The 10,364-nt window shown below is 62.0% G+C and carries 8 protein-coding genes and 2 tRNA genes; 3 read left to right on the top strand and 7 right to left on the bottom strand.

Features of this window, described 5'->3' with window-relative positions:
- Positions 1 to 307 precede the first annotated feature (307 nt).
- Positions 308 to 1,828 carry a fumarate hydratase gene (locus VIM95_RS14130; protein WP_331986731.1) on the top strand — a complete coding sequence of 507 codons (1,521 nt, stop codon included), beginning with the start codon at positions 308 to 310 and terminating at the stop codon, positions 1,826 to 1,828.
- A gap of 65 nt (positions 1,829 to 1,893) precedes the next feature.
- Here VIM95_RS14130 and VIM95_RS14125 read toward each other — a convergent pair whose 3' ends face one another.
- The 5 genes from VIM95_RS14125 to VIM95_RS14105 all read right to left on the bottom strand — a co-directional run bounded on the left by VIM95_RS14125 (position 1,894) and on the right by VIM95_RS14105 (position 7,696).
- Positions 1,894 to 3,519 (bottom strand): methyl-accepting chemotaxis protein, encoded by a 1,626-nt coding sequence (locus VIM95_RS14125; protein WP_331986730.1) that lies wholly within the window; start codon positions 3,517 to 3,519, stop codon positions 1,894 to 1,896.
- Between the two features lie 246 nt (positions 3,520 to 3,765).
- Positions 3,766 to 5,223, bottom strand: coding sequence for a serine/threonine-protein kinase (locus VIM95_RS14120; RefSeq protein ID WP_331986728.1), 1,458 nt, complete (start codon positions 5,221 to 5,223; stop codon positions 3,766 to 3,768).
- A gap of 241 nt (positions 5,224 to 5,464) precedes the next feature.
- Positions 5,465 to 6,688 carry a hypothetical protein gene (locus VIM95_RS14115; RefSeq protein ID WP_331986725.1) on the bottom strand — a complete coding sequence of 408 codons (1,224 nt, stop codon included), beginning with the start codon at positions 6,686 to 6,688 and terminating at the stop codon, positions 5,465 to 5,467.
- A gap of 81 nt (positions 6,689 to 6,769) precedes the next feature.
- The gene (locus VIM95_RS14110; RefSeq protein ID WP_331986722.1) at positions 6,770 to 7,177 is read right to left on the bottom strand and encodes a DUF2721 domain-containing protein; all 408 of its coding nucleotides are present in this window, start codon (positions 7,175 to 7,177) and stop codon (positions 6,770 to 6,772) included.
- Between the two features lie 3 nt (positions 7,178 to 7,180).
- Positions 7,181 to 7,696, bottom strand: coding sequence for a peroxiredoxin (locus VIM95_RS14105; protein ID WP_331986718.1), 516 nt, complete (start codon positions 7,694 to 7,696; stop codon positions 7,181 to 7,183).
- Between the two features lie 69 nt (positions 7,697 to 7,765).
- Here VIM95_RS14105 and VIM95_RS14100 point away from each other — a divergent pair.
- Positions 7,766 to 7,840: transfer RNA gene (locus tag VIM95_RS14100), tRNA-Arg, on the top strand.
- A gap of 18 nt (positions 7,841 to 7,858) precedes the next feature.
- On the opposite strand, the gene mltF is transcribed toward VIM95_RS14100, so the two are convergent.
- Positions 7,859 to 9,295, bottom strand: coding sequence for a membrane-bound lytic murein transglycosylase MltF (gene mltF, locus VIM95_RS14095; protein WP_331986715.1), 1,437 nt, complete (start codon positions 9,293 to 9,295; stop codon positions 7,859 to 7,861).
- 105 nt (positions 9,296 to 9,400) lie between these two features.
- On the opposite strand from mltF, the gene VIM95_RS14090 reads away from it, so the two are divergent.
- Positions 9,401 to 9,490: transfer RNA gene (locus VIM95_RS14090), tRNA-Ser, on the top strand.
- Between the two features lie 750 nt (positions 9,491 to 10,240).
- Here the strand turns inward: VIM95_RS14090 and VIM95_RS23410 are convergent.
- Positions 10,241 to 10,364 (bottom strand): integrase core domain-containing protein (locus tag VIM95_RS23410; protein WP_414648469.1); only part of this gene is annotated, 124 nt, incomplete at its 5' end.

The following is a 10,364-nucleotide window of genomic DNA, read 5'->3' as shown; positions in this document are numbered from 1 at the left end:
GTCAAGCACTGGTCGGGTGGGCGTGGTGGGTGGATTGGTCGTGCCGCCACTACCACCCCCACCGCCTCCACAGGCGGCAAGACAAAGGGCGAGCAGGCTGGCCACGGGGGCAAGGCGGGTCTGGTACACGGTCACTCCATCTCGTTCGTATATTTAGCTTGCGGCACCGCTATGGAGCGGCGCTCTGACAAGGCCAGGCGATGATGCGGGCAGCTGCCGAGGTAGTCAAACCACCCGCACTACCGCGGAGCCTCGCCCGCTTCTGTTAGAATTCAGGCCCCCGATCGCACCTCCCCTGGAGCCCGCCATGACCGTGATACGTCAGCAGGACTTCATCGACAGCATTGCCGATGCCCTGCAGTACATCTCCTACTACCACCCCAAGGACTATATCCAAAGCCTGGGTCGCGCCTACGAGCTGGAAGAGAGCCCGGCCGCCAAGGACGCCATCGCCCAGATCCTGACCAATAGCCGCATGTGTGCCGAAGGGCACCGCCCGATCTGCCAGGACACCGGCATCGTCTGCGCCTTCGTCAAGATCGGCATGGATGTGAAGTGGGCCGACGCCACCATGGGTGTGGAGGACATGGTCAACGAGGGTACCCGCAAGGCCTATCTGCACCCGGACAACAAGCTGCGCGCCTCGGTGCTGGCCGACCCGGCCGGTCTGCGCCGCAATACCAAGGACAACACCCCGGCGGTGACGCACTTCGAGTTCGTCCCCGGCAACACCGTGGAGGTCCATATTGCCGCCAAGGGCGGTGGTTCCGAGAACAAGTCCAAGTTCGCCATGCTCAACCCGTCCGACAGCATCGTGGACTGGGTGCTCAAGACCGTGCCGCTGATGGGCGCCGGCTGGTGCCCACCGGGCATGCTGGGCATCGGCATCGGCGGTACCGCCGAGAAGGCCATGCTGATGGCCAAGAAGTCGCTGATGGAACCGATCGACATTCAGGAGCTGATCGCCCGTGGCCCCAGCAACCGGGTGGAAGAGCTGCGCTTGGAGCTGTTCGAGAAGGTCAACGCCCTCGGCATAGGCGCGCAGGGCCTAGGTGGCCTTGCCACCGTGCTGGATGTGAAGATCCTGGACTATCCGACCCACGCCGCTTCGCTGCCGATAGCCATGATCCCCAACTGCGCAGCCACCCGCCACGTGCACTTCGAGCTGGACGGCTCGGGCCCGGCCCAGTTGGAAGCCCCCAAGCTGGAAGACTGGCCGGCCGTTACCTGGCAGCCCTCGGCCGAGGCCACCCGCGTGGACCTCAATACCGTAACCCGCGAAGAAGTTGCCAGTTGGAAGCCGGGCCAGACCCTGCTGTTGAACGGCAAGCTGCTGACCGGCCGCGATGCCGCCCACAAGCGCATGGTGGACATGCTGAACAAGGGCGAAGCCCTGCCGGTGGACTTCAAGAACCGCTTTATCTACTACGTCGGTCCGGTCGACCCGGTACGCGACGAAGTGGTCGGCCCAGCCGGCCCCACCACCGCCACCCGCATGGACAAGTTCACCGAGCAGGTACTGGCCCAGACCGGCCTCTTGGGTATGGTGGGCAAGGCCGAGCGTGGTCCGGTGGCCATTGACGCCATCAAGAAGCACCAGTCGACCTACCTGATGGCTGTTGGCGGCGCCGCCTACCTTGTCTCCAAGGCGATCAAGGGGGCCAAGGTGGTGGGCTTTGCCGACCTGGGCATGGAAGCGATCTACGAGTTCGACGTGGTGGATATGCCGGTGACGGTCGCCGTCGATTCGCTGGGCAGCTCGGTCCACAAGACCGGCCCGGCCGAATGGCAGGCCAAGATCGGCAAGATTCCGGTCGCCGTGCAGTAAGGCACCTCCGCTGCAAGAAAAAAGCCACGGCATGCCGTGGCTTTTTTTCTTCCAGCGCTCTCGGCTCAGGATCGGAAGCGATCGATGGCCGCCGCTAGCTCCTGCGCCACCTGTTCCAGCGAGTGGGTGTGCTCAGCCAAGGCAGCCACGGTCTGCAGGCTATCGCTGGCCATGGTGGCAATGCGCTCGGTATTGCCGGCGATGGTCTGGGTCACCTGCTTTTGCTCATCCATGGCGGAGGCGATCTCGTTGACGCTGACGCTGACCTCCTCGGCCGCCTCGATGGACTTGCCCAGCACTGCCACCACCGCCTGGGTGGCGCTGGCATTGCTGGCCAGCACCTCCTGACCACGTCGCAGTGATTGCTCCACCTCGCCCGACTGCAGGGTCAGTTCCCCGGCAATGCGTTCGATATTGCCAGCCGACTGGTTGGACATCTCAGCCAGCTTGCGCACTTCGTCAGCTACCACGGCGAAGCCACGCCCTGTCTCGCCGGCACGGGCCGCCTCGATAGCGGCATTGAGGGCCAGCAGGTTGGTCTGGTCAGCAATGGCCTTGACCTGCTCAGTCATGCTGGTGATGGACTGGGCATGCTGCACGAAGGCATGCACCGACTGGGTCAGCGTGGCGATGGTGTCTTGCATGGCCTGCATATTGCCGACCAGATCCTCGGTCTGCTTCATGCCGGCGCGGGTCTGCTCCAGGCCACGCCGCGAGCGCGCCTGCATCTCATGCGCTGAATTGGCCACCACCGAGGTACTCACGCTCATCTGCTCGATCGCCGCTGCCATGCTGGCGGTGGCGTCCGACTGAGTCTGGAAGCGTTCGGTCAGCAGGTCGGTGGAGCTGTTGACCGAGGCCGAGGTATGCCTAACCTGGGCGGCGCCATCGCGCACAGTGCTGACGGCCGTGGCCAATGACTGCGTCATCGCCTGCAAGGCCCGCAACAATTGGGCGGTTTCGTCCATGCCATCGGTATGCAGCCGTACCGCCAGATTGCCTTGTGCCACCTGGTTGGACACCACTACCGCCTGGTTGAGCGGCTGGATCACGCTGCGGGTAACGGTCAAGCTGAGCACGATGGCGGTCAACGCCACCACGCCGGCCACCACCAGCAGTGCAGTCACCGCCCGGGTATAGGCCGAGGCAGCACTATCGGCGCTGGCACGGATCTGCTGATCCTGCCCGGCGATAAAGGTCGCCAAGGCGGTATTGGCATCCTGGATCTGCGGATTGATCTGTTCGTTGAGGATCTTGACCGCCTCGCTCTGGAAGAACTGCTTCACCTGATCGGTGAACTTGTCCACCGAGGCAGGCAAGGGCTTGATCTTGGCCATGGCACCGTTGAGCGTCACCTGCTCTTCCGGAGACGCATTCGCGGCGATCTTCTCCAGCGCGCCGACCGACTGGGCCAGCTGCTGCTTGGCCGCTTCGATCTGCTTCTGGCCAGCGGCGATGGCGTCGGGCAGCACCACGGTGGCATGGGCGCGCGTGGCGGCACTTAGGTTGAGCAGGGAGGCTTGTACCGAAGTGGCGAGCTTGGCCATCTCGCTGTGTGAGCTGGCACCGGTGAGCGCATTGCGCAGACCGCCAAGGTTGTACCAGCCGACCGCGACCACGATGCCAAAGCCCAGCAGGACGAAAGCGAAGGACGCGGCTAGCCGCGAGCCTATGGATACCCGATTGAGCATGTTGTCTCCGTTGGATTGTTATGGACGTCGGCGGGACATGCAGCCCTACCGCGTTGACCCCTACTATAAGCCCATATCAGGCTTTCATGAAACTTACCATTTCACTTCAGCAGCGGCTGTTTCCATCCATTCGAACATATAGGCGATGCAGCGGAAATTGATTCCGCTTTCGTTCCCGGCATAGCGCTATCGCATGCAGGCAAAAGAAACGGGCAGCGTTGCCGCTGCCCGTTGGGGGGTGCCTGATCAACGATCCCGCTTGGGTGGGAGCTTGGATTTGGGGCATTGCCCATCGGCCGTACAGCCCGCCAAGCGCTCCAGCAAGGAGCGATCGTCCTGCTTCTCGACCGGCGCCTTCTTCTCCGGCTCCTTCTTCGGTGGCGGAGGCGGTGGCTCGTGATGCTCCAAGGGCTTGGGCGGCTCGGCGGCCGGCGCGGCTTCCTGTGCCGTCTTGCCCTTGGTCTTGGCTTTTTTGGCCGCAGCCTTGTCTTGTTCGGAGTCCGCCTTGGGCCTGGCGTTCTCGTTAGGATCGATAGGCATCTTGGACGGCGGCGGTGGCGCGTCTGCCGCGACATTCTGCTGCATGGGCATGGCGGCCTGAGCCGGCAGCGAACCGCTCGCCCCCGGTGGTGGCAGCACTTCCGGCTCAATTGCCGGCGCAGCAGCAGGGGCCTCCACAACCGTGGTGGCCGGCTTAGCCGGCTTGCGGCCCATGAGGCCAACACCCAAGGCGATCACTAGGACTACGCCACCAAGGCCCAGCCAGGGCAAAAGATTGCGCTTGCCGCCCGTGCTTTCTTCTACAACCGGTTTGCTTGCCTTGGGGGCAGCTTCACCGCCATTGGCTTCTGCCGGCTTGCCGTTGCCCGAACCATTCCCCCCCACCACGGCAGCGGTAGAAGCTTGTTCGCGCAAGGCACTGCGCGCCTCGCGGGCGGTCTGGAAGCGGTTGGCCGGATCTTTCTCCAGGCAACGCATTACCAGCTCGGCCAACCATTCCGGTACATCCGGGTTGATGCTGCGGATATCCTCGGGCGTCTCATGCAGAATGCGGTAAGCAATGGTCGCGACATGCTCACCATCGAAAGGCCGCTTACCCGTCAGTATCTCGTACAACACGATGCCGGCCGCGAAGATATCGGCCCGGCCATCGAGCTTTTTGCCTTCCACCTGCTCTGGCGCCATGTAGCGGGGCGAGCCGACCACCGTACCCACGCGGGTCAGGTCACTGGTAGGCAGTTGGGCAATGCCGAAGTCTGTGATCTTGAGCCGACCATCCGGGGTCAGCATCAAGTTGGCCGGCTTGATGTCGCGGTGCACGACGTCATGTTCATGGGCATAGGCCAGCGCGCCAAACAACTGGCCCGCCAGCTTCACCAGCTTGGCCGGGGAGATCTTTACCCCGCTGGCCAGCAGCGATTGCAAGGTCTTGCCATCGACAAATTCAATCGCCAGGAAGGCGTGGTCGTCGATATCGCCACAGTCATAGACCGTGATGATGTTGGGGTGATTGAGGCGCGCAGCCGACTTGGCTTCCTGCTGCAGGCGGGCGGCGTATTCAGCCCGCTCTTCGCTGCTCAGGCTCAGGCTCAGTACCTTGAGGGCTACCGTGCGTTCCAGCCGCTCGTCAGTGGCGCGGTACACCACGCCCATCGCACCCTGGCCGAGCGTCGCTTCGATACGGTAATGACCGAGTTTATCCATTTGCTTATTTTAACCCGGCAGCGGTGACTGCCATGTTGCGGAGACCGGCATTATTTTTGTTGGCAGACATGGGGAAGGGACGGTAGTGCTGCTCACAACACCCTTCTGGCATTGTTGCGCAAACTTGCCGTACCTTGAGTACCGTCATCGTTTGCACCCCTGGCCAGCCCTACTTTGCAGGACATTGTCAGCAGCGCTTATAGCCCCATCCGAATACGCTTCTTTTTTTATCCGGCGGAGCTTACTTGCCAAAGATACCCTTGAGCAAGTCGATTGCACCGGGCGCCTTCGCCTTTTCCTCCACTTGCTGCTTGGCAGCCTCCCCCATGGCCTTGTTCATATCCGGCATGCCAAGGATGCTGGTAGCCACCGATTTGAGTCGTAGCTTGGCCGCCCAGACCGGCTCCCATGCGGCTTTGGGGTCCTTCGGCCTGGGTGGGTAGGCGAGGTTCAGTTCCTCGCCATAGGCAATCATCCGTACCATGCCAGCCTGCCCCACCGCCTCCTTGGGTGCGCTGCATTCGGTGGTCTTGGGGCTCAGCAGCACCTTTTCCTTGAGCCACTTGTCCACCGCAGTATTGGGCTGGTAGTCGATCAGACCAAAGCCGATATCCGGCTGTTCGCTGGAGGTCCAGATCACCATCTCGTCCTGTCCGCGTGCGCTCATGCTGGCCAGGAAATAGGCCTTGGCCTGGGGTATGGCCTGCCAGCTGAAGCGATTGGCGGCTTCGTCATGCTTGAGCTCGATCGCCGGCATCAGGTCATGCTCGGGGTCGATGTTGAACTTGAAGCCATCTGGCACGCCCTCGCCACTGAAGGCATGCTCACCGACCAGGGAGGCCCCTTCGGGTACCAGCCGGGCATCCGGCTTATTGGGCCAGACGGGGCGGCCTGGCGTGCTGTGAGCACCGCGGGTAGTGGCATGGCGGCTCTGGAAGAACTTGGCGAAGTCACCCATATCGGCCGTCGCCATATCCAGCACCTTGGGCTGGCCTTTGCGGACCTCGGTCCCGCAGCCCCAATACAGCGATATCTTGCCCTTGGGTCGCTGGAACTCCGGCTGCTCGGTCACCTCGTCGCTGCGCTCCACCGGTACCGGCTTGCCTTCCACCGGACTGACCAGCTTGAGCGTAGGCGCGAGCTTGCTGCCCTCGGGCACCTTTTGCAGTGCCTCCTTGAGGCTGGTGTTGTTACGGGTATAGAGCGTCACATCCAGCCAGCGGCCCGCTGGCCCCGCCTGCGTGTTGCCAAAGACGTTGCCGCCCTTGCCACCGCCGAACAGGCTGCCCAGCATGCCACCGGCACCACCCGGCATGCCGGGCATACCACCGCTGTAAGTCGCCAGATCCAACCAGGCCTGTGCAATCGGCGGACTGGTCTTTTGCGCAGGCGGCTGGGCCGCCAGTGTCGGCGCAAGGCAAAGCAGGGTCAGGGCGATACGCGAGGCTTGGGACACGGGTGGCATGGCGGCACTCCAAACGCGAACGATGCTTGATCATAGAACGCGCTACGGCAAATGCTTAGCCCAATGTCATGGGCGAGGTATTCAGCCGTTGCCGTGATGGGCCAGGTCTTCTTCCATATCCGCCAGCAGGATATTCAGTGCATCGCTGGACATGCGGATCTCGGTGATGGAGAGCCCCAGCGACAGCAAGAGGCACAGGAGGCTGATGCCGAACACTGCATGCGCCACGGTATGCAGGCCGAAATAGATCAGGAACATGCACAGCACGCACAGGAACAAGCTACCCACGCCCACCCCCTGCATGCTGCGGATCAGCGCCACCCGCCGGCGCAGGTTGGCGATCTGGCGCAGGATCTTGGGGTCCGGGGCTGCCTTGTAGTCCTCATAGAGCTTACGTATCACGCTCGAAAGACCCAGGAAGCGGTTGGTATAGGCAAGGAGCAGCAAAGAGATGGCCGGGAACAGCAGGGCCGGGACGCTGATCTCCATCACTCAGCGCTTTCCGCTGTAGCTACGCAGGTCGGCCAGCACGGTCTTGGCGTAGGTCTTGGTATCCACATCGGTGTAGCGCTTCACGATCTTGCCGCTCGGGTCGATCAAAAAGCTATGGCGCTTGGCATATTTGGCGATAGCCAGCTTGAGCAGGGTACCGTACTGGTCGGCGACCTTGCCATCCGGGTCAGCCAACAGGGTGAAGGGCAGCTCGTGCTTCTTGCCGAACTCACGGATCGCTGCCACATCGTCGGTACTGATGCCTACCACCTCGGCGCCCAACGCGCGCAGCAACACGATATCGTCGCGGAAGCTGCAGGCCTCCTCGGTGCAACCGGGGGTACCGGCCTTGGGGTAGAAATAGAGCACCAGCCACTTGCCGCGGAATTCATCGCTGTTGCGCAACTTGCCAGTCTGGTCGCTCAAGGAGAAGGCCGGTGCCTGGTCGCCAATGGCGACATCAGCATGGGCAAACAGCCCGCAGGCCAGCAGAAAAGCAAAGAACAAGGACTTCATAGCAATAGGTACCCTATGCGTGAAACAGCAGGCGGGCAGCCGCTTTTCCGGTAGAATGCCGGCCGGCTCGCCTCTGTAGTTAAATGGATATAACGGCCCCCTCCTAAGGGGCAATTCTGGGTTCGATTCCCGGCGGGGGCGCCAGCCACTCTCACCGCCCGCTCAGTTTACCGCCTTGCTGCCGGCATCGATGCGCAGCCGCACCCCTTCCGGATTTTCTACCGACACCTGCTCGTCAAATGGCGGGAACATGGGGCGCTCCGGTTGCTCGAAGCGGACCAGGATATCGTAGTAGCTGCGCACATTCTCCACGAAGATCACCGTCTCGCCACCTCGCGCAAAGCCGAATTTCAGGGTGCTGAAGTGCTCGTAGTTGCGTAGCAGCGGTACCACCGACTTCAGATCGCTCCAGCTATCCGGGTTCTTGCCCAGCCTTTGGGCCAGCACGCGGGCATCTTCCATATGGGCGGTGCCGATATTGTAAGCCCCCATGGCGATCCAGGTACGGTCCGGCTCCGGTATGCGCGCCGGTATCGTGTCCTTCAGCATCAACAGGTATTTGGCGCCCCCCATGATGCTCTGGCGCGCGTCCAACCGATCCGACACCCCCAGCTTGTCGGCCGTATCCGTGGTCAGCATCATCATGCCGCGCACCCCGTAGGCACTGGTGGCATAGGGCTCCCAATGCGATTCCTGATAGCTCAGTGCCGCCAACATGCGCCAATCTATGCCATAGCGCCCCTCGGCCTCGATGAACAGGTTGCGGTACTTGGGCAGCACGGCAATGCGGCGGCTCAAAAACGTGGTGGCATCAATAGGCTGCAGACGGTTGGCGTGGCCGTAGTAGCGGTCTACCAGCCGGGCCAAGGTGCCATCCTTGCGGATACGGCTGAAGAAGGCCTGAACCTGCTCATTGAATTCCTTGCTGGCCGTATCTGGCCAGGCCCAGGCAATGGGCAAGGTATGGGCGATGGGAAAGGCCACCGCAACCCCGGGGTGGAAGTTGAGCGCCACCTCGGCGCCCTGGGCGTCGACCACGGCGTAATCAATCAAGCCGCTCTCGACCTTGTCGATCAGTTCCTCGGTATCCTGGTGTTGCGCCTCGCTGAACTGCAGCTTGGGCTCCTGCTTGGCGAGGTCACGCAAGGTGGGCGCGAATACGCTGGCCACCATCACCACGCCCTCCCCCAGGTCTGCCAGCCCTTTGGGCCGCCGGTCTGCCGTACGGTAGACCAGCACCGGCTGGTGGGTCAGATAGCTGGCGCTGAAGTTCAGCCCGGGCACGGTATCCTGCAGCAACCCCACCCCGATGTGCGCTTCGTGCTGCAACAGCCGCTCAGGCATCTCCAGCACCCGCGGCGCCACTACAAAACGGACCTTCACCCCCAGGCTGTCGGCAAAGCGGGTGACCAGATCGTAATCCAGGCCGGCGTATTTGCCCTCGGCGTCGACATAGAAGCTGCTGGCGCCATTGCGTATCAGCACGACCAGCTCACCCGTCTTGCTCAACGGCGCGACGGGCGTGACGGCGGGCTCGGGCGGCGCCTCGGTACAGGCAACCAACAAGCCAATGGCCAGATAGCAAAGTCTTCGCAGCATGCGTATGTCATTTCCTTGGATGGCACGCGATTGTGCCATGCAAAAACATTTTGGACAGGTGTTGACAAGCCCCCGCCAGATTGCCAGAATGCGCGCCTTCGAGACGGAGAGGTGGCAGAGTGGTCGAATGTACCTGACTCGAAATCAGGCGTAGGTGCAAGCCTACCGTGGGTTCGAATCCCACCCTCTCCGCCAAGTATCAAGAAAAGGCCCTGATCATTCAGGGCCTTTTCTTTTGGCGCCAATCCCGGTGTGCCAACCAGTATGCCATCCACTTCCGCATACCGCCGCACCTCGTGTACCAAGGCTGACAAGCGTCGCCCGCGAATTCGAAAAGCGGCGCGGCAGTAGGGCCCGTCGCCCATTGCAAGCTGGCCCAACTTGGGCGCCCTCCTCGCTTGCAACCGCCTTCCCGCCAGCCAACCTAGCCCAACCTTGCGATCGGATTCATTTTACAGATTGTGCCGTAATAAACGCCGCAGCCTATCTCTTGGGTACGGGAACATACCGACGCGGCGGGACAATCGCCGCACACTACTTACCAAGAACGGTCTCCTTTCCTTCGCGCCGCGCCCCTCTGGCGAAATGTCAGGTGGACACCAAACGGCTTAGCGCGCTCCTTACGCGACGGGCGGGGCATGCTGTTCTTTAGGCTCAGTCACGCGCTGGTTACCCTTTCGAAAGATGCGCAGGCTGGGCTTTTTTTGGCAGCAGCCCCCACTCTCCGTGCGATTTCGGCCGCGACTCATCCTTGCCTTGGTTCAAACCTGTCGTTGCACGGTTGACACACCCTATGGCAACAAGGGCGAATACCTCAAACCTCATCACGCGTGCGTTTTGAATAGATGGCGGCAGCTGCTCACACAATATGTGCGGTAACGCACCGACACGCCACGAGAAATCCCGTCAAGGTTCCCGCATTACTCGGGTGACCTGCCCCCATCTTTAGTACGAACCACTTTTAGAGTCCGTTGTTAAATCCCGCTCCCGTTTGCAAGCCTCTGCGAACTGTGTCGGGGTCAGGTAACCCAGCGAACTATGTGGTCGCTCGGTGTTGTATTCGACGCGC

The sequence above is a fragment of the Chitinimonas sp. genome, from assembly GCF_036568685.1.
Taxonomy (GTDB): domain Bacteria; phylum Pseudomonadota; class Gammaproteobacteria; order Burkholderiales; family Chitinimonadaceae; genus Chitinimonas.
This window is presented reverse-complemented; position numbering and strand designations above follow the sequence as displayed.

Bases quoted from the DNA above. Each gene is read 5' to 3' on its own strand.
- VIM95_RS14130 (WP_331986731.1), top strand. From the start codon at position 308: ATGACCGTGATACGTCAGCAGGACTTCATCGACAGCATTGCCGATGCC.
- VIM95_RS14125 (WP_331986730.1), bottom strand. From the start codon at position 3,519: ATGCTCAATCGGGTATCCATAGGCTCGCGGCTAGCCGCGTCCTTCGCT.
- VIM95_RS14120 (WP_331986728.1), bottom strand. From the start codon at position 5,223: ATGGATAAACTCGGTCATTACCGTATCGAAGCGACGCTCGGCCAGGGT.
- VIM95_RS14115 (WP_331986725.1), bottom strand. From the start codon at position 6,688: ATGCCACCCGTGTCCCAAGCCTCGCGTATCGCCCTGACCCTGCTTTGC.
- VIM95_RS14110 (WP_331986722.1), bottom strand. From the start codon at position 7,177: ATGGAGATCAGCGTCCCGGCCCTGCTGTTCCCGGCCATCTCTTTGCTG.
- VIM95_RS14105 (WP_331986718.1), bottom strand. From the start codon at position 7,696: ATGAAGTCCTTGTTCTTTGCTTTTCTGCTGGCCTGCGGGCTGTTTGCC.
- mltF (WP_331986715.1), bottom strand. From the start codon at position 9,295: ATGCTGCGAAGACTTTGCTATCTGGCCATTGGCTTGTTGGTTGCCTGT.